This window comes from Lentzea flava, assembly GCF_014648475.1.
Lineage (GTDB): Bacteria > Actinomycetota > Actinomycetes > Mycobacteriales > Pseudonocardiaceae > Lentzea > Lentzea flava.
The window spans coordinates 270,039-295,777 of the sequence record NZ_BMRE01000003.1; the positions used below are offsets into that span (position 1 = coordinate 270,039).

General features: G+C 70.6%; 12 protein-coding genes. All 12 read right to left on the bottom strand.

The genetic code is table 11. The features are described from left to right. Positions 1 to 6 precede the first annotated feature (6 nt). The 12 genes from IEZ09_RS07965 to IEZ09_RS08020 all read right to left on the bottom strand — a co-directional run bounded on the left by IEZ09_RS07965 (position 7) and on the right by IEZ09_RS08020 (position 25,681). Positions 7 to 966, bottom strand: coding sequence for an alpha/beta hydrolase-fold protein (locus IEZ09_RS07965; RefSeq protein WP_189252938.1), 960 nt, complete (start codon positions 964 to 966; stop codon positions 7 to 9). Next, on the bottom strand, positions 963 to 2,654 hold the full coding sequence (locus IEZ09_RS07970) for an ABC transporter ATP-binding protein (RefSeq protein ID WP_229812332.1): 1,692 nt from the start codon (positions 2,652 to 2,654) through the stop codon (positions 963 to 965). The genes IEZ09_RS07965 and IEZ09_RS07970 overlap by 4 nt, the downstream gene beginning before the upstream one ends. Then, positions 2,641 to 13,404: a non-ribosomal peptide synthetase gene (locus IEZ09_RS07975; protein WP_189252939.1), complete on the bottom strand. Its 10,764-nt coding sequence runs from the start codon at positions 13,402 to 13,404 to the stop codon at positions 2,641 to 2,643. Before IEZ09_RS07975 ends, IEZ09_RS07970 begins: the two co-directional genes overlap by 14 nt. A 15-nt stretch (positions 13,405 to 13,419) precedes the next feature. Then, positions 13,420 to 15,216: an ABC transporter ATP-binding protein gene (locus tag IEZ09_RS07980; protein ID WP_189252940.1), complete on the bottom strand. Its 1,797-nt coding sequence runs from the start codon at positions 15,214 to 15,216 to the stop codon at positions 13,420 to 13,422. Positions 15,217 to 15,250: 34 nt separating this feature from the next. Next, positions 15,251 to 16,279, bottom strand: coding sequence for an iron-siderophore ABC transporter substrate-binding protein (locus tag IEZ09_RS07985; RefSeq protein ID WP_229812333.1), 1,029 nt, complete (start codon positions 16,277 to 16,279; stop codon positions 15,251 to 15,253). A 94-nt stretch (positions 16,280 to 16,373) separates the two neighbouring features. After that, entirely contained in the window at positions 16,374 to 17,207 is an 834-nt protein-coding gene (locus IEZ09_RS07990) for an ABC transporter ATP-binding protein (protein ID WP_189252942.1), read from the bottom strand. Between the two features lie 29 nt (positions 17,208 to 17,236). Then, positions 17,237 to 18,286, bottom strand: a complete 1,050-nt coding sequence (locus IEZ09_RS07995) for a FecCD family ABC transporter permease (RefSeq protein WP_229812334.1) — start codon at positions 18,284 to 18,286, stop codon at positions 17,237 to 17,239. After that, positions 18,283 to 19,341: a FecCD family ABC transporter permease gene (locus IEZ09_RS08000; RefSeq protein ID WP_189252994.1), complete on the bottom strand. Its 1,059-nt coding sequence runs from the start codon at positions 19,339 to 19,341 to the stop codon at positions 18,283 to 18,285. The genes IEZ09_RS07995 and IEZ09_RS08000 overlap by 4 nt, the downstream gene beginning before the upstream one ends. Positions 19,342 to 19,475: 134 nt before the next feature. Then, positions 19,476 to 22,139 carry an AfsR/SARP family transcriptional regulator gene (locus IEZ09_RS08005; RefSeq protein ID WP_189252943.1) on the bottom strand — a complete coding sequence of 888 codons (2,664 nt, stop codon included), beginning with the start codon at positions 22,137 to 22,139 and terminating at the stop codon, positions 19,476 to 19,478. 79 nt (positions 22,140 to 22,218) lie between these two features. Next, entirely contained in the window at positions 22,219 to 23,208 is a 990-nt protein-coding gene (gene yjfF, locus IEZ09_RS08010) for a galactofuranose ABC transporter, permease protein YjfF (protein ID WP_189252944.1), read from the bottom strand. After that, positions 23,205 to 24,185, bottom strand: a complete 981-nt coding sequence (locus tag IEZ09_RS08015) for an ABC transporter permease (RefSeq protein ID WP_189252945.1) — start codon at positions 24,183 to 24,185, stop codon at positions 23,205 to 23,207. The genes yjfF and IEZ09_RS08015 overlap by 4 nt, the downstream gene beginning before the upstream one ends. After that, positions 24,182 to 25,681: a sugar ABC transporter ATP-binding protein gene (locus tag IEZ09_RS08020; RefSeq protein ID WP_229812335.1), complete on the bottom strand. Its 1,500-nt coding sequence runs from the start codon at positions 25,679 to 25,681 to the stop codon at positions 24,182 to 24,184. Before IEZ09_RS08020 ends, IEZ09_RS08015 begins: the two co-directional genes overlap by 4 nt. Between the last annotated feature and the right edge of the window lie 58 nt (positions 25,682 to 25,739).

Genomic DNA, 25,739 nt, shown 5'->3' on the forward strand with positions numbered 1-25,739 from the left:
ATCCGCTCACAGATCGCTGAGCAACCAGGCCACGTCCCGCACCAGCGCATGCCGCCACCCGACGCGGTCGTGCCCGGCGGGGGACCGGTTCACCCGCACGGTCGCGCCCGCGGCCGACGCCAGCTCCTCCACGGCCTCGCAGTGGCGGTGCATCTTGGGTTCGTGCTCGCCGACGTCGAACGCGACGCGCAGCCCGGACCGATCGGCACCCGACAGACGTGCGGCGGTGTCGCCGCCCGCCGGGCCGTCCAGGGAGATCCCGTGGCCCGGCAGGTCGCGTGCCCACCAGAACGAGCCGGACTGGCACGCCACGCGCGACACCAGGTCCGGGAAGTCCAGCGCGGCCTGAAACGCGCTCAGCCCGCCGAGGCTCTGGCCCGCCACCACGAGCTGCGCGGGGTCGACCGTCACTCCGTTGGACGCGAGCAACGGCAGCAGCTCGTCCCGGATCGCCTGCCACAGAGCGGGATTGCTGTACTCGGCGGCGCGATCACGTGGCGTGGGCAGGAAAACCAGGGTGGCGGGCGGCATCTCGCCGTTCTTCACCGCCGACTCGAACGCCGCCACGGCCGGGTGCACGTACATCCAGTCGTCGCCGTCGAGCAGCAGCACGACGGGTTCGCCGCCCTGGTGCACCCGAACGGTCTTGCGCCCCAACGTGCCGTTCCAGCGGATGCGCAGCGGAGGCACGTCCAGCACCTCGTCCGGCCCGACGACCGGCCAGTGCGGCTGCGGTTCCAGGTCCGGCGTCGAGAAGATCGACCTGTTCGGGCCCGCTCCGGCGGGGTTGAGCGGATCAGCGTGCTCCTCGCCCTCGGAGAGGAAGTGGTACGTCACGCGCAGCCGGGCCGGCATCTCGACCTCGGCGAACCAGACACCGTCGTCCCGGCGTTGCAGTTCGACCGGCTCCAGCACGCTTTCGAACCGCAGCGTCGCCGGGCCGCCACGCCACTCGAACAGGGTCATCGGGCCACCGCCAGCTGGTAGGAGGAGTCGCGGCCGAGCAGGTCGCGGTGCGTTCCCTCGCCGGTCACCGTGCCGTCGTCGAGGACGATCACGCGGTCGGCCACGTCGAGCAGCGCCGGGCTGCTGGTGATCACGATCGTGGTGCGGCCGCGGCGCAACGCCGCGACGTTGCGGGCGATGAGCTGCTCGGTCACCGCGTCGACCGCCGTGGTCGGGTCGTGCAGCACGAGGATCTCCGGATCGGCGGCGAGGGCGCGGGCCAGTGACAACCGTTGGCGTTGACCGCCGGAGAGGTTCGCGCCGCGGTCGCGCACCTGGTGGTCGAGGCCTTCGGAGTGCAGGTCCACGACGTCGGTCAGCATCGCGGCCTCGACCGCCTCGTCCACCAGCGCGCTGGTGCCGGACGGATCGACGTTGTCGCGCAACGTTCCCGCGAACACCTCGTGGTGCGACGGGTTGACCAGCAGGTGCGTTCGGACGCTCTCGATCGACAGCGACGAGAGCTCCCGCTTGCCCACCCTGACGACGCCCGAGTACGAAGACGGTGGCACGTCGACGGAAAGCACCGATGCCAGCTCGGCGGCGACCTGCGGCTGGTAGGCCGCGATCGCCACGAACTCGCCCGGCCGCACCGAGAACGTCAGATCCCGCAACGTCCCGTGCGTCAGCGCCTCGACCTCCAGGCCGCCGTCCGGGCCGGGCACCTCCACGCCCGGAGTCATGCGCGGGGGTGCCGCCAGGATCAACGCCATCCGTTCGGCGGACGCCCGCGCGATCATGACGTACTTCGGCATCTCGGAGAACATCTTCAGCGGCTCGATCAGGAACTGCGCCAGACCGACCGCCATCACCAGCTGACCGACCGAGATCCGGCCCTGGAACGTCAGATACCCCGCCCACAGCGTCACCGCCGCCGCCAGCAACGAGTTCAACGCCAGCGCCAGACCGGCGTAGACACCGTTGACCCGCGCCACGACGATCGACTGCTTCTTCGCCTCGGTGCTCACCCGGCGATACGCCTGGAACGCCGCGTAGCTGCCGCCGAACCCGTGCAACGGCCGCAGTCCCGCGATCAGGTCCGACACCTTCGCCCCGGCCCGCGCGACCTTCGCCTGCTGCACCTGCGTGCTCGCCCCGATCCGGCGCGACAGCACGCTGAGCACGCTCAGAATCGTCACCGTGCCGGCGAAGACGAGCACGCCGAGCGGGACGCTGATCACCGCCAGCACCACCCCGGTGATCACCACCGACACCAGGGAGCTGACCAGCAGCGGCACCACCTCGATGATGTCCGCCGTCTGGTCGGCGTCCTCGGTGGCGATGGTGAGCACCTCGCCGGACTTCAGGTCGACGTCGCGGGCCACCGGCTGCAGGCCGTGGTCGGCGACCGCGACCCGCCACCGGTGCGCCTCCGTCGTGTTCGCCTTCTGCAGGATCCGCATGCCGAACCGCCACGAGTACGACACGGTCGCCATGACGAGCCCGAGCGCGAGCAGCGCCAGCCCGAGCGAGCTCAGCCGGCCGCCGCGCAACGCGAACTCGACGATCACGCCGAGCAGGATCGGCACGGCGGTCTCGGCCGCCTGGTACGAGCCCATCAGCACCGTGCCGGACGCCATCGCGCCCACGTTGCGGCGCAACGCGATCCGCAGGATCTCCCGGCCGGTGCGGACTTCAGTGTTCGTCAACGTGCCGCGCAATCGCTTCGGGGGTGGAGAGGGACAGCAGGTCGCGGATCGTGACCACGGGACCGAACTCGCGCCGCAGCAACGCGATGAGCCGCACCGCGAGCATCGAGTGCCCACCGAGGTCGGTGAAGCCGCTCGTCATGCCCACCTCGTCCTCGTCGAGGTCGAGCGCCTCGGCGAACAGCTCCCGCACGACGGTCTCGGTCTCGGTCAGTTCCCGATCTTCCCGCGTGACCAGGGTGCCGAGCGGACGGGCCTCGGGCAAGGCGCTCGTGTCGGCTTTTCCGTTGACCGTCAACGGAATCGCGTCCACCGCGGCGTAGTGCGACGGCCGCAGGTAGTCCGGCATCCCGGCACCGACCTCGGCCGCGATCGCCGGGAGGTCGGCGCCGTCTTCGAGGACCAGGTAGGCCGCGAGCCGGTACGCGCCGTCGACCTGCGGGTCGGACTGCGCGACGGCGGCGACGAACTTCACGCCCGGATGCGCGGCGAACCGCGCCTCGACCTCGCCGAGTTCCACCCGGTGTCCGCGGATCTTGACCTGCTTGTCCGTGCGGCCCAGGTAGAGCAGGTTGCCGTCGGGACGCCGGATCACCAGGTCGCCCGTGCGGTACATCCGCTCACCGGGCACCCACGGGCACGCCACGAACCGCTCGGCCGACTGCCCCGGCTGCCCGAGGTAACCCCGCGCGATGCCGACGCCCGACACGTAGAGCTCGCCGGCGACACCGTCCGGGACGGGCCGCAGCCACGGGTCGAGCACGTAGACGTCGGTGTTGTCGATCGCCACACCGACCACCGGGTCGACGCAGTCGAACGTGCCGACGCCCAGCGTGTTGATCGTGTACTCCGTTGGCCCGTAGAGGTTGTAGCCGATCGTGCCGGGCGTCTCGGCGAGCAGCTCCCACAGCGTCGGCGTCACGGCCTCACCGCCCAGCAGCACCAGCGCGGGCTTGTGGTTCCCGCTCAGCAGGCCCTCGGCCACCAGCTGCTGCGCGTAGGTCGGCGTCACGTTGATGACGTCGATCTTGTGCTCAAGGCAGTACTCGACCAGCCCGGTCGCGTCGCGCCGCAGCTCCTCGTCGCAGATGTGCACCTCGTGGCCGTCGGCGAGCCAGAGCAGCTCCTCCCACGACATGTCGAACGCGAACGACACGGTGTGCGCGATCCGGAACGTCCGGTGCCCGTGCTCGGCCAGCACCGGCTCGAAGATCCGCCGCTGGTGGTTGACCAGCATGTTGGTCAGGCCCGCGTACTCCGTCACGACACCCTTGGGCTTGCCTGTCGAACCCGAGGTGTAGATGGTGTAGGCCGCGTGCTTGAGCCTGTTCGGGTTGTCCGGCTCGAACGTGGTCACAGGCTCGGCGTCTGGCCACGGCTCGTCGAGCACGAACAGCTCGCCGTGGATGCGGGGCGCTACCGCGGTGGTCGTGATGATCAACGACGGTCGCGCGTCCTCGACGATCGCGGCGATCCGCTCGTCCGGGTGGTCGAGCTCCAGCGGCACGTAGGCCGCACCACAGCGCAGGATGCCGAACAGCGCCACGACCCAGTCCAACGAGCGCGGCACCGCGATGGCGACCGACGTCTCCACGCCGATGCCCTTGCCGGACAACACCCCCGCGAGGTGGCGGCTGCGGTCCCTGAGCTCCGCGAACGTCATCGTGCTGCCGTGCGCGACCAGGGCGACCCGGTCCGGGTTGCGGTCGGCCGCCTCGTCGAACAGGTCGACGACGGTCTTGGTGCCGAAGTCGTTGGGCGCGTTGAGCTGCGGCTCCGGGCCGGTGGCGCGGATCGCTCCCACCGGGCCGTCGCTCTCGGCGAGTTCGCCCAGGATCCGCAGGTACTCGTCGAACAACCGCTCCGCGGTGGCGGGTGCGGTGATCGCGGGCCGGTACTCGAGCTTGACCGTCAGCTGCTTGCCCGGCGTCACCACCCACGTGAACGGGTAGTGCGTGGAGTCCTCGAAGTCGTGCGCCGTGATGTGGTTGATGGCGTTGAACTCGGTGAACGTGTCGTCGTCCAGGAAGTTCTGCAGCACGAACAGGCTGTCGAACAGCTGGTCCTGGCCGCTCGCGCGCTGGATCTCGCCGAGCCCGATGTGCTCGTGCTCCATCGCGTCGACCCGCGCCGCCTGCACCCCGGCGAGGAACTGCCCGACGCTGTCGCCCGGCCGCGCGGTCACCCGCATCGGCACGGTGTTCAGCAGAACACCGACGATTCCCTCGGTGGCTTCCTCCTCCCGGCCGGAGACCGTCACGCCGAACACCGCGTCGCCACGCCCGGTCTCACTGCCCAGCAGCAGCCCGAGCGCGCCGGTCACCACGGAGTTGAGCGTGACGCCGTGCGCCCGCGCCGCCTCGCGCACGCGGTCGGACTGCTCGACCGACAGCGTCCGCAGGATCTTGACCGGCAATGCGTCCGAAGCGGACGGTCCGGCCAGCAGCGTCGGTCCGGGGAGGTCCGCGAGGTAGCGCGCCCAGAACCGTTCGGCGGCGCCCGCGTCCTTCGCGGCGAGCGCGCGGGCGTAGTCCTCGAAGCTCGGCGTCGCCGGGGCGGAGTCGACCGGGTCACCGGCCAGGATCGCCCGGTAGGCGTCGAAGAGGTCGCGCAGCACGATCTCGCGCGACCAGCCGTCCCACAGCAGCAGGTGGTGGCTGAACAGCAACGCGTCCCGGCCGTCCGGCAGCCGCAGCACGGCCATCCGCACCAGCGGCGGCGCCTTGAGGTCGAAGCCCGTCGCGCGGTCCTCGTTCTTGATCGCGTCGACGGCTTCGGAGTTCAGCACGTCGATCACGCTGACCTCGACCCTGCCGCCGGGCGTGAGCACCTGGACCGGCGACCCGTTCTCGTCGGACTCGAAGCCGGCACCGACCACCGGGTGCTTCGCGATGACGTGCGCCATCGCCTGTTCCAGCGCGCTGACCTCGAGCCTGCGGTCGAACGTGAAGCAGCTCTGCGCCACGTAGTGCCCGGCGTCGCCCGCGAGCTCGGCCTGGAAGTACAGACCGCGCTGCAACGGCGTGACCGGCGCGGTCCTGCGCGCGGTCGCCGAGGCGTCCGCGATCCGTTCCAGCGCGAGCAACCAGCGCGCCGCGATCTCGTCGCTCACCTCCTCGGTCAGCGCGAACGTCGCACGCAGGCAGCCGCTCGGGTCGAGCCACGCGTTGACCTCGACGGCGTACGGGCTGGGCAGCGGGCAGTCGACGTGCAGCGCCTGCGACTCGCTGCCCCGGCCCAGGTAGTTGAACAGCACCTGCGGCCGCGGCAGCGCCGCCAGCACCGGCGCGGTCTGCGGGTTGAGGTACCGCAGCTGGCCGTAGCCGACGTGCGCTTCCTCGTCCGGCTGGCGTTCGGTGAGCTCGCGGGCGGCCTCGACCGGGTCGGTGTGCGGGCTGAGCCGCACCGGCGCGATCGACGTGAACCAGCCGACCGTGCGGGTGTAGTCGTGGTGCTCCCGCACCGGGACGCGGCCGTGGCGTTCGAGGTCGATCACCAGATCCGACGGCGTGCCCTGGGTTTCGGTCAACGCCGTGCGCAACGCGCCGCACAGCAGCTCGGTGAGCCCCAGGCCGAGCGCGGCCGGGGCGGTGTGCACGACGCGGTCGGTGATCGCGGCCGACAGGGTGACGGTGACCTCGCGCAGGTCGCCGAGCTCTGGCGTGAGCACCGGTGCGTCCAGCACCTCGACCCAGCGCCGCAGGTCGCCGCCGGACTGGGCGTCCAGCGCGAGGGCGGCGGCGTAGGCCGGGAACGGGGTGGTCGTCGGGGCGGGCTCTTCGCCGCGCATGGCCGCCGCCATGTCGTCGAGGAGGATCAGCCACGAGACGGCGTCGACGGCGAGGTGATGGACCACCGCGACCAGCGTCTTCGTGGACTCCAGCCAGGTGAACGCCGCCATGACACCGGCCTCGGGGTCGAGCCGGGAGGCGGCCTCGTTCGCCGCGAGCTCGGCGTCGTCAACTCCGCTGCAGACCTGGGGGGCCTGCGAATCGGGATCGATTCCGAGCGTCCACACGCCGTGCGTGACCGTCAGCCGCATCCGCAGGGCCGCATGAGCCTTCACCACGGCGTTCGCGGCCCGCTCCGCCTCGGCCAGGCTCGCGCACGGCAGCTGCCGCGCCTGAGCGAACCGCCGAAGATCCCCGCCGATCTCCCGCTGCCGCAACACGATCGGCGTCGGCACGACCGGCCCGTCCTGCCGCTCCACCGGAGCCACCACGACAGGAGCCGGGGCAACACCGAACTTCGCCGCCAAAGCCCGCGGCGTCTTGCACAGGAACAGGTCCCTGGGCGCGAACCGCACCCCGAGCGCCCGCGCCCGGTTCACCACGCCGATCGCGATGATGCTGTCCCCGCCGGCCGCGAAGAAGTCCGTGTCAGCGTCCACAGAGGACCCCGGCAGCGCGGCCGCGAACACCTCCACCAGCGCCGCCAGCGCCGGAGCCTCGGACCCGACCGGCAGCGGCGCGTCGTCCTGCGCACGAGCGCGCTCGGCCAGTGCCCTGCGGTCGAGCTTGCCGTTCACGGTCAGCGGCAACGCGTCCAGCGGAATCACCCGCTGCGGCACCATGTGCACCGGCAGCTTGGCGCCCAGAGCGGCCGGGATGTCGACCGACGGCGTGCCCACGACGTGGGCCACGAGGTGGTCGGCGCTGTCCGCCACCGTCACCGCCACGTCGACGACGCCAGGGATCTCCAGGATCGCCGACTCCACCTCGCCGAGCTCGATGCGGAAACCCTTCAGCTGCACCTGGAGGTCGGCGCGGCCGAGGAACTCCAGCTCGCCGTCGAGGTTGCGCCGAGCCAGGTCGCCCGAGTGGTACATGCGCGAACCGTTGCCCGCGAACGGGTCCGCGACGAACCGCGACGCCGTCAGACCGGGACGGCCGTTGTAGCCGAGCGTCACCTGCGGGCCCGCTACGTAGATCGTGCCGACCTGGCCCGGCGGCACCGGGCGGAGCCGGTCGTCGAGCAGATAGCACCACAGACCCGCGATCGGCCCGCCGATCGGGCTGACGTCCAGACCGAAGTCGCGGTCTTCCAGCAGCCGGTAGGTGGTGTGGACGGTGGTCTCGGTGATGCCGTACATGTTGACCAGCTCTGGCCGGCCGGTGCCGTACCGCGCGACCCACCCGCGCAGACGGCCCAGGTCGAGCGCCTCACCGGCGAAGATCACCCGGCGCAGCGCGGTCAGCGGCACAGGAGCGTTCAGGTCGGCGTCGATGAACTGGTAGAACGCCGACGGCGTCTGGCACAGGACCGTGACGTTCCGGTCGAGCACCAGCTTGCGGAAGTCCACCGGCGACCGCGTCAGGCTGTGCTCGGGCACGATCAGCTGACCGCCGTGGGTGAGCGCGCCCCACAGCTCCCACACCGCCACGTCGAACGAGTAGGTGTGGAACTGGGTCCACACGTCGGAGGGTCCGAACTCCATCTCCGGCGCGGTGTTGACCAGCAGCGAGACCACGTTCTCGTGCGACACCACGACGCCCTTGGGGCGGCCGGTCGAACCGGACGTGTAGATCATGTACGCCGGGTGCCGCCAGTCGCTCGCCGGCTCGACGAACGAGCCGGGCACCACGTCGTCCGTGCACAGCACCTGAGCCGGCACCCCGGCGCGCGCGAGCATCGCCGAGAAGCGTTCCTGCTGGCCCGGTTCGACCAACGCGACCTGAGGCGCGGCGTCCGCCAGGACGAACTCCAGCCGGTCGTCCGGGTAGGCGAGGTCCAGCGGCACGTACGCGGCACCCGCCGACACGACCGCGATCAGCGCGGTGACCTGCTCCAGCGACCGCGGCAGCGCGACGGCGACCCGCGTGTGCGGACCGACACCGCAAGCCTGCAACGTCGCCGCCATCCTGGTCTTGGCCTCCGCCAGCTCGGCGTAGGTCATCGACTCGGACGTGCCGTCGAGGCGGCAGAACGTCACGGCGGTCGCGGCCGGGTCGCGCAGTGCCGCGCGGTCGAAGAGCTGCGCGAGCGTCACCGGCTCGATGTCCGCCCCGGCACGGGTGTCCGTCAGCGCGGGCGCCGGGATCCGGGAACCGGTCAGCAGAGCCGTCAGCGTGTCGGCGAACGCGCGCACGATCCGTCGCGCGCCGGTCTCCCGCACCACGAGGGTGTCGTAGATCAGGTTGAACCGCAGCGTGCCGTCGTGGCGGCGCTGGACCTCGACCGTCAACGGGTAGTGCGGCGCGCCCTCGTTCACGACGTCGGCGATCTCGAAACCGGCCGAGGAGAACTGGGACACGTCCAGCGCGATGTCGAACACGACCAGGGTGTCGAACGCCGCCTGCCGCCCGATCCGCGTCAGCGACACGTGCTGGTGCGGCAGCACGGCGGTCTGGTGCCGCTGTACCGAAGCCAGCAACTCGCCGGACGTGGTGGTGTCGGACCACTTGGCGCGCACCGGAATCGTGTTGATGAACAGCCCGACCATGGAGTCGATGCCGGGCACGTCGGCGTCGCGGCCGGACACCGTCGAGCCGAACACGACGTCCTGGCGTTCGAGGATCGCGCCGAGCGTCACGCCCCACGCGCTGTGCACGGCAACGCTCAAGGACACGCCGGCCGCCCGGAGCATGTCGTCGAAACCGGCAGGTGCGTCGACCGCCGTGTCCGCGAACCGTTCCGACGGCTGATGACCCTCCACGACCAGCGACGGACCGGGCAGTCCTTCGAGTTCCGCGGCCCAGACGCGGTCGCTTTCCGCCGGGTCGCTGCGAACCAGCCAGCGCACGTAGTCGGCGTAGCTGCCGCGAGCGTGCACCGAACCCGGCGCGTCGTACTCGGCGAGCAGCGCGCGCAGCATCGGCGGCACCGACCAGCCGTCCGCGATGATGTGGTGCACGGTCTGCACCAGCACGTAGCGGCCCGGCGCGGTGCGGATCAGCGTGAAGCGCATCAACGGCCCGCGCGCGAGGTCGAACCCGGCGGCGCGGTCCCGCTCGGCGAACTCCAGCACCTCCTCGTCGGTCATGCCCTGACCGTCCACAGTGGAGAACTCCGGCCGGACGCCGGACTCCAGCACGGAGACGACCCGGCCGTCGGGCAGGCTGACGAAGCGAGCGGCGAGGTTCGGGAAGAGTTCCAGCAGACGCGTGGCGGCCGCTTCGAGCCTGCGGGCGTCCACGGATCCGGTGAGCGTCAGCAGCTGCTGCTCGACGTACCGGTGCGCAGACTCGTCGTCGAACACCGAGTGGAAGTACATGCCCTCCTGCAACGGCGTCAGCGGCAGCACGTCCCGCAACGCCAGGCTGTCGAGCGCATCGACGTCGGCCTGGGTGAGCGGCACCAGGTCGAAGTCGCTGGGGGAGTGCCCGCCGCGGGTCAACGCGGCCAGGCCCTCCAGCGCCTCGACGAAGTAGGAGCCGATCTTCGCGATGTCGGTCTCGCTGAAGACGCCGGACGGCCACGAGATGACCGTGACGAGCTCCAGTTCGCCGTCGGCACCGGGTTCGGCGGAGGCGTTGAACTCCAACGCGCGCGGCAGCCGCATCGCCGGGTCGCGCTTCTCGCCGAGCTGGCCCGCGTTCTCCGCGAGCTGCCAGTCGCCGGTGGTGCCACCGCTGAACCGGCCCAGGTAGTTGAACAACACCTGCGGACGCGGCGAGTCGAACTCCCAGCCCCCCAGGTACTTCAGCGCACCGTACGAGACACCGTTGCTCGGCACCCGCGCGAGGTCTTCCTTGACCCGCTTCAACGCGACGGCCAGGTCGTCGTCAGCACCCGGATCGACGGTGACCGGGAACAACGTCGTGAACCAGCCGACCGTGCGGGACAGGTCCGGGTCGAGCGGTACGAACCGGCCCTCGCGGCCGTGCCCCTCCAGCTCGATGTGCGCGAACGTCTGGTCCTGGCCGTTGTCGCGGCGCCACTTCGCGAGCGCGACCGCGAGACCGGTCAGCAGCACGTCGTTGACCTTGGCGTGGAACAGCGCGGGCACGTCACCGAGCAGCGCGGCCGTGGCCCTCGCGCCGACGGTGAACGTGCGCGTCCGTTCTGCCGCAACGACGTCCTCGTCGGTGAGCTCACGCCGGCCGAGCAGCTGGTCCACTCCCGGCAGCGCGCGCTGGTAGTAACCGAGGTCCGCCGAGAAGTCGGCCTTCTCCAGCAGCTGGGTCCAGCGGCGGAACGACGTCCCGACTCCCCGGAGCTCGACGGGCTCACCTGAGGAGATCTGCTGCCACGCCTGAGCGAGATCGTCGAACAGGATCCGCCACGACACACCGTCGATCACCACGTGGTGGATCACGATGACGAGCTGCCGCGCTGCGGACCGCCACACCGCCCGCAGCATGACGCCCTCGTCCGGGTTCAGGCCCTCGGTCGCCGCGGCGACGCACTCCTCGACCGGTGCGTTGCTCTCCCCCCACAACGCGGCGCCGTTCGCGGGGATGTCGAACGACCAGCGCTCACCACGAACCAGCCTGGCCCGCAGCATGTCGTGCCGCTCGACCACGGCGTCGAGGATCGCCGTGAGCGCCTCGCCGGTCAGCGCGGCCGGGGTGTTGACCACGACCGACTGCACGAACCCGTCGATCGCGTCCGTCGTCTCACCGAGCCACTGCACGATCGGCAGACCCGCCACCGGCCCGATCGGGACGTCGTCGTGGTCGACAGCCGAGGCACCGTCGAGCGACGCGACGGCGGCCAGCGCACGCGGAGTCCGGTTGACGAAGATCTGGGTGGCCGTGACGAAGATGCCCTCCGCCCGCAACGCCGACAGCAGCGAGATCGCGAGGATGCTGTCCCCGCCCAGCTCGAAGAAGTCCTGGTCGGCGCCGACCTGCTCGACCCGCAGCACCGACGCGGCGGCGGTGCAGATCGCGGCCTCGACGTCGTTGGCGGCCGTGGTGACCGGCCCGGTCTCGACGACGGGCTCCGGCAGCGCGCGGCGGTCCAGCTTCCCGTTGGGGGTCAACGGGAACTCCGGCATCACCACGATGTGCGCGGGCACCATGTACTCGACGAGGTGTTCGGAGGCCCACTGCTTCACGGCGTCCGCGGTCAGGCCCTCGTCGGCGGGCACGACGTACCCGACGAGGTAGTTGCCGCCCGCGGAGTTCTTCTTGACCAGCACACAGGTGTGGCGGATCCGCGGGTGCTCGGCGAGCGCGACCTCGACGTCCTCCAGCTCCAGCCGCATGCCGCGGATCTTGACCTGGTTGTCGACGCGGCCGAGGAAGTCGAGCGACCCGTCCGGCGCGAAGCGGGCCAGGTCGCCGGTGCGGTAGAGGCGCGACCCGTCGGACGCGAACGGGTTGGCGACGAACCGCGACGCCGTCAGGCCGGGAGCGTTCACATAACCGCGGCCCAGCAGGAAACCACCGATGTACAGCTCGCCGCCGACACCGGGCGGGCACGGCCGCAGCCGGTCGTCGAGCACGTACAGGTCGGTGTTCGGGTTGGCCTTGCCGATCGACGTCGACAACCGCTCCGCCTCGCCGCGGTAGATCACGTGCGAGACGCCGATCGTGGTCTCGGCCGGGCCGTAACCGTGGTACATCGGGATGTCGAGCTGCGTGCGGAACCGGTCGTACAGCTCGGGCGTGAGCACCTCGCCGCCGCACCACACGTGCCGCAGGCTGTCCAGCTCGCCGTCGCCCGCGATGGTCAGCAGCACGTCGAGCATCGACGACACCAGGTACACGAACGTCACGCGGTGGCGGGCGATCGTGTGCAGCAGGTGATGCGGGTCGCGCTCGCCGCCGGACCGCACGACGACGGTCCGCCCGCCGCACACCAGCGGCAGGAAGATCTCGTTGATGGAGATGTCGAACGACAGCGGCGCCTTGAACAGCGACGCGTCGGACTGTCCGAAGTGGAGGATCTGGTGCACCTGCCACAGCAGGCGTTCGCTGATCGCCTCGTGCCGGATCATCGCGCCCTTGGGGCGGCCGGTCGACCCGGACGTGAACATCACGTACGCGAGCTGCCCGCCGACGATCGTGACGTCCACGGGGTCGGCTGAGTACGCCTCGAAGCCCCAGGAGGCGAGGTCGACGGGCACGGCCTCCGGCTCACCGTCCAGACCGGAGCCGAGGAGCAGGACGACTTGGGCGTCGGTGATCACGGACTCCCGGCGGGACGCCGGCCACTGCGGGTCCAGCGGTACGAACGCGCCACCGGTCTGCAGCACGGCGAGCAGGCTGATCACCATCTCGGCCGAGCGGGGCAGCGAGATGCCGACGACCTGCTCGGTCCGCAGGCCTCGCTCGACCAGGTGGCGGGCCAGCTGGTTGGAACGGGCGAGCACCTCGCCGTAGGTGAGGGCGCGGTCACCGTCGTTGATCGCGACGGCGTCCGGGCGCAGCGCGGCCTGCTCGCGGAACAGCTCGACGATGCTGGGCCGGTCGCGCGGGAACTCGTTGTCGTTCCAGCGGGCCAGCTCCGCCAGCCGCTCGTCGAGGGTCTGCGCGGTGATCGTCCCGATGGCGCGGTTCGGGAACTCGGCGAGGTCGTCCAGCGCCCGCTGGGCCGCGGCCGCGTCGACGCCGTCTGGCAGCGGAATGGCCCAGCCGTCCGGAGTTTCGGTGACGTCGACCTGCTGGCCCTTGTCCGCCCAGACGAGCAGGTCGCCGAAAAGCGTTGCAGGCGTGAGCTCGAGACCGTCGACCTCGAAACCGGGGTTCGCCCAGTGCGTCAGCGCCACGGCACTCGCGACGGCGATGGTCCGCTGGGGGTACTCACCGGCACGGCGCCGAACAGAGGCGATCCGATCGGACGAAAGCAGCACCAGTTCCATGCAGGTGAGCCTAACCTAACTAGCTGCGGATCCGAATCGCCAAGCGGCCCAAAGTGCCGCGTAACGCCCGTCACGCGCGACGAGCTCCTCGTGCGTGCCCTGCTCGATCACCCGTCCGGCGTCGAGCACGGCGATGCGGTCGGCCGCGATCGCCTGGGTCAGCCGGTGTGCGACCAGAAGCGTGGTGCGGCCCCGGCAGGCGGCCAGCGCCGCCCGTTCGAGCGCGGCGGCACCCTGGCTGCCCGCCTCCGCCGTCGACTCGTCCAGCACGACGACGGGGGAGCGGCCGAGCACGAGCCTGGCCAGCGCGATCTGGGCGATCTTGGTCACGTCGAGGCGTTCGCCACCCTCGCCCACGTCGGTCTGCAGGCCCTGGGGAAGCGCTTGCACCCACGCGTCGGCGCCGACCGTGCGCAGCGCGTCCATCAGCTCGTCGTCCGTGGCATCCGGTGCGGCAAGCCTGAGATCCTCGGCGAGCGGACCGGCGAAGACGTGGGCTTCCTGGGTCAGGATGCTGACCAGCGCGCGGGCACCGGCCTCGTCGACGTCGGCGAGGTTCGTCTGTCCGATGTGCACGGACCCGGTCAGCGGAGTGCCGGTCCCCGCGACCAGCGCGGCCAGCGTCGTCTTGCCCGCACCGGTCGCGCCGACCAGTGCCAGCGAGGTGCCCGCGGGGATCTCCAGGTCGATGTCGCGCAGCACGTCGTGCTCGGATTCGGGATAGCGGAAGGAAAGCCCGCGCACCGACACCGCGAGCGGTGCGGCGTCCGGATCGACCGCGACCGCGCTGCGGACGAGCTCGTCGCCGTCGGACTCGGAGAGCACACCGACGAGTCGCGTGAGTCCGGCACCGGACTTCTGCGCCTCGTCGAAGAACGCCATGATCAACCCGAGCGGCACGAACAGCTTGTGGAACAACAGGGCCGCGACGGAGACCTGGCCGAGCGAGGACTGCCCGTTCGTCACGAGGAAGTAGCCGACGACGATGATCAGCCCGAGACCGATGAACTCGGCGCGGTTCTCCCTGCCGATGAACCGGCCGAAGAACCGGAAGACTTCGATGCCGATGTTGCGCACCCGCCACGACTCGGCGGTCACCCTGTCCCGGAACGCGTTCTCGAGCCGGTAGGCCCGGACGGTGGCGATGCCGTCGAGGCCGCTGATCAACGCCTGCGCGCGGTCGGCCTGCGCCTCGGACCGGGCGCGGTAGAGAGGCTGCGAGCGAGGCAGGTACCAGTGCAACGCGAAGGCGTACGCAGGAAGCGCGCACGCACCGGCGACACCGAGCCGCCAGTCGAGGCCGAACATGCCCGCGGTGGCGATGACGACCAGCACGACCGCCGAGAAGATCGTCGGAATCGCCGTGCGGAAACCCTTGGAGATGATCGCGACGTCGTCGCCGACGCGGGACAGCACGTCGCCGCGGCCCACCTGCTCGATCCGCGCGCTCGGCATCCCGAGCACCGCGCGGACGGCGCCTTCCCTCAGCCGCGCCAGCATTTCCGCGCCGAACCGGCCGACGAGGTACGTGGAGACCGCCGTCATCACCGCACCGGACAGCGCGGCTACGACCGTCGCGATCCCGATGGACCAGAGGATCGACGCGTCCCGTCCGCCGACGATCCCGTCCACCACGGTGCCCAGCAGGAACACCGGGACGATCTGCAGCACCGCCCCGGCCACCGTCGCCAGCACGGTGGCGATCGGCAGGCCGGGAGCGGTGCGGCAGTGGTCGAGCGCCCAGCGAAGGGCCTCCCGTCCGGTCGCCGTGCGCAGGATGTTCGCGGGCGCGCCAGAGACACTCGTGGTCACGAGGGGAGACCTTTCGCAGGGGTGAGAGGGTGGATCAGCCGGCCGACTTGGCCGACTTCACCAGCTCGTCGATCGCGTACGGCAGGGACGCGAGGGTGGCCTGCGACATCGCGGCGCCGACGGCGGGGCCCTCGCTGTCGAGGATCCAGTGGACCTTGCCCGCCTTGACCGCGGGCAGGTTCGCGAAGAGCTGGAAGTTCTTCAGCGACTTCTGGTCCGCCTCGTCCGCGATCACGAAGATGCGGTCGACGTTCATCAGGTCCATGCGCTCGGGCGACAGCGTCACGTAGAACTTGCCCGCGGCGATCTCGTCGATCTTCGTGTTGCCCTTGAAGCCGATGCCGCTCACGAGCTGGCCGCGGACGTCAGTGGTGGTGAACGGCGCGACGGCGTCCTTGTACCAGGAGGTGACGACGGCGGTCTCGTTCGCCCAGCCGGGGTTCGCCTTCTTGGCCTCGGCCATCTTGTCGTCGATCGCCTTGATCATCTTGGCGCCCTCGTCGGCCTTGCCGAGCGCCTTGGCGACCTGCAGCGCGTTGTCCTGCCACTTCGCGCTGAACGGCTCCTTCTCCTCCTTGGTGCGGCCGACCGTCGGAGCGATCTTGCTCAGCTTGTCGTACCAGGCCTGATCGGCCTCGGAGTAGACCGCGATGATCAGGTCGGGACGCAGCTGCGCGATCTTCTCGTAGTTCGGCTCGGTGTCGCCGTTCTTCATGACGACCTCGGGCTTGGCCGAGCCCCACTTGTCCTTCACCCAGGCCCACTGGGTGTTGATGTCCGGGGTCTTGCCCTCGGGGTTCGGGTACTGGTCGACCATGCCGACCGGCACGGTGCCGAGCGCGAGCATCGTCTGGTCGTCGGTGTAGCCGAGGGAGACGACGCGCTTGGGCGCTTCCTTGATCTCCGTCGTGCCGAAGAAGTGCTCGACCTTGGTCGGGAACGTGCCACCGGAGGCGTTGTTCGCGCCAGGCGTGGACGCGGGGGTGGAGGACCCGCACCCGGCGAGGACGCTGGCACCGACCACCACGGCTGCTGCCACAGCGGTCAATCGCTTCCAGGTCATGGTCGTTCGCTGGCCCATTCGGCACCTCGTTCTTCGCTGCCCACGCGGCGGGGGAGATTAGGACAGGCGAACCTTATCACCCGGTTAGGGCAGGCTAACCTAGTCCTTGGTCACTCTTCGGTACCACGTGAGTGCGGCCGATGGGCACGATCAACGGGCGTTCGCTGACCGGGTCGTCGATGACCTTCGCCTGCAGACCGAACGTGTCCAGCAACAACTCGCTGGTGATCACGTCGCTCGGATGTCCCTGCGCGACAATGGATCCCGACTTCATCACGATCAGGTTGTCGCTGTAGCGCACGGCCAGGTTCAGGTCGTGCAGCACCATCACGATCGTGCAGCCGCCCTCGTGCAGGTCGTCCACCAGGTCGATCACGTCGATCGCGTGGGCGAGGTCGAGGTAGGTCGTCGGCTCGTCGAGCAGCAGCAGGTCGGTGCCCTGGGCGAGCGTCATGGAGATCCACACGCGCTGCCGCTGACCACCGGAGAGCGAGTCGACCGGGCGGTGCGCGAGATCGGACACACCGGTCATCCGCAGGGCTTTCGCGACGACGTCCGCGTCGTCGCTCGACCACTGGCGCACCCAGCTCTGGTGCGGGTGCCTGCCGCGCGCGACCAGGTCGGCGACCGTGAGGCCCTCCGGCGCGATCGGGGTCTGCGGGAGCAGGCCCATCCGCTTCGCGACGTCCTTGGTCTTGAGCCTGGCGATGTCGTGGCCGTCCAGCAGCACCGTGCCCTGGCGCGGTTTGAGCAGGCGGGACAGCGTGCGCAGCAGCGTCGACTTGCCGCAGCCGTTGGGGCCGATGACCGTGGTGATGACCCCGGTCGGGATGGTGACGTCGAGGTTGTCGAGCACGACCCGGTCGGCGTACCCGACCGTGACGCCCTCGGCACCCAGTCGGGTGGCATCGTTGCGCAGCGCGGTCATAGGGCAACCTTACTTAACTGAGGATTACCTCAGGCCGCCCGTTTCACGTTCGCCCGCACCAGCAGGTAGACCAGGAACGGACCGCCGATGATCGCCGTGACGACGCCGACGGGCAGGTCGTTGGGCAGCACCGACCGCGCGATGAGGTCAGAGCCGATCAACAACAGCGCCCCGAACAGGCCGGACGCGATCAGCGGCGGAACCGGCGTGCGCAGCAGTCGCATGGTGATCTGCGGCGCGACCAGGGCGACGAACGGCACCGGGCCGGCCGCCGAGACGGCGACACCGGCGAGCAGGACCGCGCACAGCAGCAGCACGGCGCGCACGGCCGAGTAGCGGACACCGAGTCCGGCGGCCACGTCGTCACCGAAGTGCATCGGCTGCAGCTGGAAGGCCGTGACCAGGACGATCACGATCAACGCGAGGGTGACCCAGAGCGTCGTCCAGACCTCGGTCCACGACCGCGAGTCGAGCGATCCGACGAGCCAGGCCTGAGCGCGGGCGACGTCGCGGATGTCCGCCAGCGCCAGCAGCCATGTCGTGAGCGCCTGCATGACCGCGTTGACCGCGATGCCGATGAGGATCAGCCGGAAGCCGTCGATTCCCCGGCGCCACGCCAGGAAGTAGACGAGCAGCCCGGTCAGCAACCCTCCGGTGAGCGCGGCGGCCGGCAGCCCGACCGTGCTGGTGACCACCGCGCCGCTGGTGACGGTGACCAGGAAGACCGCGGTCGCGCTGGCGCCGCCGGTGATCCCGAGGACGTCGGGACTGGCCAGCGGGTTGCGCGCGATCGACTGCGTGAGCGCGCCCGAGATCCCGAGCGCGGCACCCACGATCAGGCCGACGAGCGCGCGCGGCATCCGCAGGTCCATGATCACGAACTCGTCGACCCGCTCGCCCTGCCCGAAGATCGTCCTGATCACCGCGGGCAGGTCGATGATGAAGTCGCCGACCGAGATCGACACGCAGAAGACGAGGAACGTGAGCGCGGCGAGGACCGCCGTGACGAGCACGATCCACGGGCGCCAGACCCAGGACCAGTTCCCGACCCGGACTCCGGGGTGCATCTGGGTGCTCATGCCTGCCTGAACTTCCCGAGCCAGACCAGCGCCGCGAAGAACGGTGCGCCGATGATCGCGATGACGATGCCCGCCTGCAGTTCGGCCGGCCGCACGACGAGCCGGCCCGCGATGTCGCCGACGAGCAGCACTCCCGCGCCGAGCAATCCGGCGTACGGCACCAGCCACCGGTAGTCCGGCCCCGTGAGCCACCGTGCGATGTGCGCGACCATCAGCCCCAGAAACGCGATGGGTCCGCACGCCGCCGTGGCCGCCCCCGCGAGCAGCGTGACGGCCACGACGCCGATGGTCCGCCCGGCCGCGATGTTCACACCGAGCCCCCGCGCGACGTCGTCACCGAGGTTGAGCAGGTTGATCGTCGGCAGGTTCAGCAACGCCAGCACCAGCCCGACGGCTGCGAAGATCGCCGTCACCACGATCACGTCCCACCCGACCCCCTGCACCGAGCCCGCGTTCCAGTAGCGCAGGACGTCGAGGGTCTGCTTGTCGGACAAGGCCACCGCGGTGGTCATCGCGGCGAGGAACACCGTGACGCCCTGCCCGGCCAGCGCGAGCGTCAGCGGGTTGCCGGCCCCGCGCCCGAGACTCGACAGCCCGAACACGACGACTCCGGCCCCCGCGGCACCGACGAACGCGAACCACATGTACAGGATCGGGTCCTGCAGCCCCAGCAGGGAGACCGCGAGGACCACGGCGAACGACGCCCCGGAGTTGACGCCGAGCAGGCCGGTGTCGGCGATGGGGTTGCGGGTGTGCCCCTGGATCAACGCCCCGGCGACACCGAGCGCCAGCCCCGCCACGATCGCGAGCACCGTCCGCGGAACGCGCAGCGTCTGCACGATGAGCGCGATCTCGGTGAGCCGCTGGTCCGTGCCGGGATCGCCGAACAACCCCTGCCACACCTCGGCGGGGGTCAGCGACCGCGCACCGACGACCAGCGACAGCACCGCCGCCGCGGCGAGCAACACCACCAGCGCCACCAGGCCGGCGCGTCGCCGCCGGTGCGGACTCGCCTCGTTCGGCCCGGGCTCCAGCCCGCGTTGCTCCACCACCATGCTCACGACGAGCTACGTTATATCCCGCCCGCCTCGTCAACCCAGGGCACCCTTACCTAACCGCGCGCCGCAGCTCGCCGTGGATGAAGGAGCCCTTCACCCCACCGGCCCCTCTCCGGCGCGCTGCCTGGTGATCAGTCCACTGGGGTCACGTGGATCGCGGCGAGCTGCTTGCGCACCCGGTCCGCCTCCTCCTCGCGACCCTGCTGCTCGAGCAGCTCCAGAGCCCGCTGCCACACCTCCGCCGCCTGGTCGAGCTGTTCGAGCGCGAGGTGCGGGTCGCCGAGGCCCACGAGCACGGTGGCGGTGGTGTAGTCGTCGTTCTCGGCCTGGTACAGCTCGACGGCGCGCTCGTAGAGCTCGATCGACTCGGCGTGGTCGCCGACCTGGTGCGCGATGCGGGCGAGCGTGTCGACGGCGGTCGCCTCGCCCTGCCGGTCGCCGAGTTCGTGGAGCATCTCCAACGCCCTGGTGGCGTGCTCCCTGCCTTCCTCGGTGTCGCCGACCTCCGCGGCGCAGTAGCCGATGTTGTTGTGCGCCAGCGCGATCAGCATCTGGTTGCCGGTGCGCTGGTAGTGCGGCAGCGCGGCCTTGGCGTGTTCGTACGCCCGGTGGTGCTCGGACCTGCTGGTCCACAGCCAGGTCAGCGCGCCGTGGGCGGACGCGAGAGGCAGCGGCTCGCCGGCCTGCTCCGCCAGCGCGAGGGAGGCGTCGAGGTGGTGCTGGGCCTCGTCGTAGCGCTGGACCTGGCCGAGGCTGCTGCCCATGATCCGGTGCGCGACGACCTTCTCCTGCAGGTCGTCGGCGGCTTCGATGGCGGTTCGCCACATGGCCAGCTCGTCGTCGAGGTGGCCGCGCAGCTGGTGGTAGGCGTGCGACACCCTGGCCAGCAGCACGACCCGGTCGTTCCAGCCGTGCTGGGCCGCCACCTGCTGCACGGCCCTGCGCGTTGTGCGTTCGGCGTCGAACCACGCCAGGGCGCAGGCCTTGTCGCCGGCGGGACTGATCACGGTGCCCGCGGCCGGTTCGCCGAGGTCGATCACCGGGCGGTGCGGGTCGATCAGCCGGTCGTTGGCGTGCCCGGTGTGCACGTGGTGGTCGACGAGCCTGCGCAGGGCCTCGTCGCTGCCGGTGGCCCGCCCGGCAGCGTAGGCGCGGACGAGGTCGTGCATCCGCGCGCGGAAGCCGGTGCCGATCGAGATCAGCGAGGCCTGCTCCAGCGCGCGCAGCGTGACTTCCGCGTCCTTTGTGGACACCCCGGCGAGACTCGCGGCGGCTTCGAGTCCGATGTCCTCGCCCGGCGCGATGCCGAGCAGGGCGAACATCTCCCGTTGCTCGTCGGTCAGCGCGCGGTACGACCAGGAGAGCACGACCGGGAGGCTGACGCTCGGGTCCGCGTCGAGTGCGCCGAGGCCCAGTTCCTCGAGCTGCCGGGCGATGGCGGCGAGCGACAGGTCCGGTTCGGTGAGCACGCGGGCACCGACGATGCTCAACGCGAGCGGCAGCCCGCCGCACAGCTCGATCAGCCTCGCCACGGCGAGAGGTTCGGCGTTCAGCCTGGTCGCGCCGATCCTGGTGGCGAGCAACGTGCCGGCGTCCGCGTCGGCGAGCACGTCGAGACCGATCGGTTTCGTCACCAGGCCCGGCAGCCGGTTGCGGCTGGTCACGAGCACCCGGCAGGTGTCGCCGCCGGGCAGGAACCCGACGACCTGGGAGGCGTCGGCCGCGTTGTCGATGACCACGAGCAGGCGCCGCCGGGTGGCGAGGCTCCGGAACAACGCCGCCCTGGCCGGCGGGTCGGCCGGGATGGCGCCGGCGTCGAGACCCAGCGCGTGCAGGAACCCGCGGATCGCCACGTCCGGTTCCATCGGCGTCTCGTCGGGGCTGAAGCCGCGCAGGTCGACGAACAGCTGGCCGTCCGGGAAGCGGTGCAGGTTGCGGTGTGCCCAGTGCAGGGCGAGCCACGTCTTGCCCATGCCGCCCGCGCCCGCGATCGCCGCCACACCCGTGCGCACGGCCTCGTCCAGCTCGGCCAGGTCTTCCTGCCTGCCCACGAACTGCGCCGGTGCCGACGGCAGCTGGCGCGGGACGGTGCCGGGCCCATCGCAGGTGAGCAGCTGTTCGTGCAGCCGCTTCAGGTCCACGCCCGGCTCGGTGCCGAGCTCGTCGATCAGCCGGGTGCGGACGACCAGGAACTGTTCCAGCGCCTCGGAAATCCGGCCTGCCTGGGCGAGTGCCTGCAGGTGTTGCGCCGCAACGCGTTCGTCGAGCGGGTGCCGCAGGGCGAGCGCGGAGATCGCCGCGAGGACGTCGGGGCCCTGGCCGAGCCGCAGCCGTTCGTCGACCAGGTCGAGCTCGGCGGCGTCGCGTTCCCGCGCGAGGTGGTCGCGGGTCAGGTCGGCCCACGAGCCGCTGATCCCCGTCAACGGTTCGCCGCGCCACACCGCGATCGCCTCGGCGAACCGGCCCTGGTCGCGGAGTTCCCTGAACCGCATCAGGTCCACAGAGGACTCGGCGGTGACGAGCACGTACCCGTCCTGCTTGGCCTGGAGCTCGACGCCGGTGCCCGCGAACGCCTGCCGCAGCCTGGAGAGGTAGCTGTGCAGCGTCGCCCGTGCCCGCGGCGGGGGCTGATCACCCCAGACGCGGTCGATCAGCTGCGTGACCTGGACGGGCCTGTTGACGTCGATCGCCAGCGCCGCGAGCACACACCGCTGCCGCGCGGGGCCCAGCTCGACGTGGTGACCGTCAACTCGCGCGCTCACCTCGCCGAGCAGCGCGATCTCCACCAGCGGCATGAGCCGAGTCTAGGCCGTCGTCGTGAACCGCCCGGGCGAGCTGCTGGATGTGCGTGTTCCAGCAGCTCGCCGTGGTGGCTCAGGATGCGACCGCTGCCTGTCGTCGCCTGCCGCGGATCATGCCGCGCTGGACCGCGATGAAGACCAGCAGCAGCGCGCCGATCACGATCTTGGTCCACCACGAGCTGAGCGTGCCCTGGAACGAGATCAGCGTCTGGATCGTGCCGAGCACCAGCACCCCGGCCAGCGAGCCGAGCACGTACCCGAGACCACCCGCGAGCAGGGTGCCGCCGATGACGACCGCCGCGATCGCGTCGAGCTCCATGCCGACGGCGTGCAGGCCGTAGCCGGACAGCATGTAGAGGCTGAACAGCAGACCGGCCAGCGCCGAGCAGAAACCGCTGATCACGTACACGCCGACCTTCGTGCGCGCGGTCGGCAGGCCCATCAGCAACGCGGACTGCTCGTTGCCGCCCACCGCGTAGACCGTCCGGCCGAACCGGGTGCGGTGCAGCACGTACAGGGCGGCGAGCACGACCAGCAGCGCGATCACCACGTTGTAGGTGATGGTGACGCCGCCGGGCAGCTCGATGACGGCCGTCGCGACCTCGCGGAACGTGGCGTCCTTGATGGACACCGACTCCACGCTGATCAGGAAGCACAGGCCGCGCGCCAGGAACATGCCGGCGAGCGTCACGATGAACGGCTGGATGTCGAACTTGTGGATCACCACGCCCATCAGCAGGCCGAGCGTCGACCCGATGAGCAGCACGGCGATGATGACCAGCGGGACCGGCCAGCCCGCGCGCAGCCCCGCTGCGGTGACCATTGTGGACAGTGCGACGACCGAGCCCACGGACAGGTCGATGCCGCCGCTGAGGATCACGAACGTCATCCCGGCCGCGAGCACGATGAGGAACGCGTTGTCGATGAACAGGTTCGCGATCACCTGCCCGGACGCGAAGCCGTCGTAGCGGAGGGAGCCGGCGCCGAACGTGATCACGAAGAGCACCACGGTCGCGAGGACCGGGAGGAACCGCGCCGGCAGCCTGGTGGTGAGAGCGGTCATGACACGGCCACCTTCCGGAAGCTCAGGGCTGCGCGGGCCTTCGGCGACTGGATCAGGCACACGGTGATGACGACGACCGCCTTGAACACCAGCGTGACCTCCGCCGCCACGCCGATCGTGTAGACGGTCGTGGTGAGGGTCTGGATGATCAGGGAGCCGAGCAGCGTGCCGGTGAGCGAGTAGCGGCCGCCCGCGAGCGACGTGCCGCCGATGACCACCGCGAGGATCGCGTCCATCTCGATCCACAGGCCGTTGCTGTTGGCGTCGGCGGCGCTCACGTTCGAGCTGATCATCAGGCCCGCGATGCCCGCGCACACCGCCGCGAACACGTAGACCGTCCAGATGATCGTCCTGGACCGGACGCCGGCCAGGCGCGAGGCCTCGGGGTTCACGCCGACCGCCTCGATCAGCATGCCCAGCGCGGTCTTGCGCGTGGTGAGTGCCACCAGGCCGAGCACGGCGAGGCTGATCAGGATGGAGACCGGCAGGACCACGAACCCGGCGCCCACCTGCCGGTAGGCGTCGTTGTTCACGGTGATGATCTGGCCCTCGGTCACCAGCATGGCGATGCCGCGGCCCGCCGTCATCAGCACCAGCGTGGCGATGATCGGCTGGATGCCGAGGCCGGCCACCAGGAAACCGTTCCACAGGCCCAGCGCCGCGCAGAGCACGAGCGCGATCGCCATGCCCGCGAGTGCCGTGCCGGCGTCCGGCGACGTTCCGATGTGGACACACGTGACGGCGGCGGCGATGGCCGCGACCGCGCCGACGGACAGGTCGATGCCGCGGGTGGCGATCACGAGCGTCATGCCGATCGCGATGAGCAGCGTCGGCGCGCCGTTCTTGAGCACGTCGACAAGGCCGCCGTAGAGGTGGCCGTCCTGGATGCGCAACGCGAAGAACGACGGCGTGACGACCAGGTTGAGCAGCAGCAGGGCGACCAGCGCGAGGATCGGCCAGAGCAGGCGGTTCTTCACGACGCCACCTCCTCGGGAACCGGGTCGCCCGCGATCAGCTCGACGACCTCGTCGATGGTCGAGCCGCCGTCCAGTTCTGCGATCTTGTGCCGATCCCTCAGCACCACGATCCGGTCGGCGATGCGCACGACCTCCTCCAACTCCGCCGAGATGAACAGCACCGCCGTGCCCTCGGCGGCGAGAGTGGTGACGAGCTGCTGGATCTGCGCCTTCGCGCCGATGTCGATGCCGCGCGTCGGCTCGTCGAGGATCAGCAGCCGCGGTTCGGTGACGAGCCAGCGGGCCAGCAGCACCTTCTGCTGGTTGCCGCCGGACAACGTGCGCACCAGCGCGTCCGGGTTGGCCGGCCGGATGTCCAGCGCGGTCAGGTACTTCTCGACGAGGGAGTCCTTGACCTTGCGCGACACCGGACGGCTCCACCCGCGCGCCGCCTGCATCGCGAGCACCAGGTTGTCGCGGATCGAGAGGTCCGCGACGAGGCCTTCGCCCTTGCGGTCCTCCGAGCAGAACGCGATCCCGGCGGCGATCGCCGACCGCGGTCCGCGCAGGTGCAGCGGCGTGCCGTCGACGATCAGCCTGCCGGAGTCGGCGCGGTCGGCGCCGAACAGCAGCCGAGCGAGTTCGGTGCGGCCGGAACCCAGCAGACCCGCCAGGCCGACCACCTCGCCCGCGCGGATGTCGAGGTCGAACGGGGCGATCGCGCCGCGGCGGCCGAGGCCCTCCGCGCGCACGAGCACGGGACCGGACACGGAGTGGCGTTCACTCGCGTCCTCGATGGCCTCCAGTGCGCCGAGCTCGCGGCCGATCATCTTCGAGATCAGGTCGCGGCGGTCCAGTTCGGACGTGAGGTGCTCGCCGACCAGGGTTCCGTTGCGCAGCACCGTCATCCGGTCGGAGATCTCGTAGACCTGGTCGAGGAAGTGCGACACGAACAGGATCGCCACGCCCTCGTCGCGCAGCACGCGCATGATCCGGAACAGCTCGGCGACCTCACCGGCGTCCAGGCTGGACGTCGGCTCGTCGAGCACGAGCACCCGGCAGTCGACCGCGATGGCGCGGGCGATCGCGACGAGCTGCTGCACGGCGATGGGATGCGTCTCCAGCACGGACGCGGGGTCGATGTGCACGCCGATGCGCGCCAGCACCTCCGCGGCCCGCTTGCGCATCGCCGGGAAGTCGATGCCGCCGAACCTGCGAGGTTCACGGCCCAGCAGGATGTTCTCCGCGACCGTGAGGTTCGCGCAGAGGTTGACCTCCTGGTAGACCGTGCTGATCCCGGCCTGTTGCGCCTGGCCGGGGGAGGAGAACGCGACGGACTCACCCGCCAGCAGCACTGAGCCGCTGTCCGGGGTGTGCACGCCCGTCAGCGTCTTGATCAGGGTGGACTTGCCGGCGCCGTTCTCGCCCATCAGAGCGTGCACTTCGCCGGGGAACAGCCGGAAGTCGACGTCCTGCAACGCCTTCACGCCAGGAAACGCGAGGCTGATGCCCCGCATTTCGACAACCGGCGGCGGTGACTCTGTCATAGCGGGAGCCTTCGTCGCTGGGGTGCGG

What these genes read in the sequence shown, in the direction of transcription:
- IEZ09_RS07965 (WP_189252938.1), bottom strand. Translation starts at nt 966, where the DNA reads ATGACCCTGTTCGAGTGGCGTGGCGGCCCGGCGACGCTGCGGTTCGAA.
- IEZ09_RS07975 (WP_189252939.1), bottom strand. Translation starts at nt 13,404, where the DNA reads ATGGAACTGGTGCTGCTTTCGTCCGATCGGATCGCCTCTGTTCGGCGC.
- IEZ09_RS07985 (WP_229812333.1), bottom strand. Translation starts at nt 16,279, where the DNA reads ATGACCTGGAAGCGATTGACCGCTGTGGCAGCAGCCGTGGTGGTCGGT.
- IEZ09_RS07990 (WP_189252942.1), bottom strand. Translation starts at nt 17,207, where the DNA reads ATGACCGCGCTGCGCAACGATGCCACCCGACTGGGTGCCGAGGGCGTC.
- IEZ09_RS07995 (WP_229812334.1), bottom strand. Translation starts at nt 18,286, where the DNA reads ATGAGCACCCAGATGCACCCCGGAGTCCGGGTCGGGAACTGGTCCTGG.
- IEZ09_RS08000 (WP_189252994.1), bottom strand. Translation starts at nt 19,341, where the DNA reads ATGGTGGTGGAGCAACGCGGGCTGGAGCCCGGGCCGAACGAGGCGAGT.
- IEZ09_RS08005 (WP_189252943.1), bottom strand. Translation starts at nt 22,139, where the DNA reads ATGCCGCTGGTGGAGATCGCGCTGCTCGGCGAGGTGAGCGCGCGAGTT.
- yjfF (WP_189252944.1), bottom strand. Translation starts at nt 23,208, where the DNA reads ATGACCGCTCTCACCACCAGGCTGCCGGCGCGGTTCCTCCCGGTCCTC.
- IEZ09_RS08020 (WP_229812335.1), bottom strand. Translation starts at nt 25,681, where the DNA reads ATGCGGGGCATCAGCCTCGCGTTTCCTGGCGTGAAGGCGTTGCAGGAC.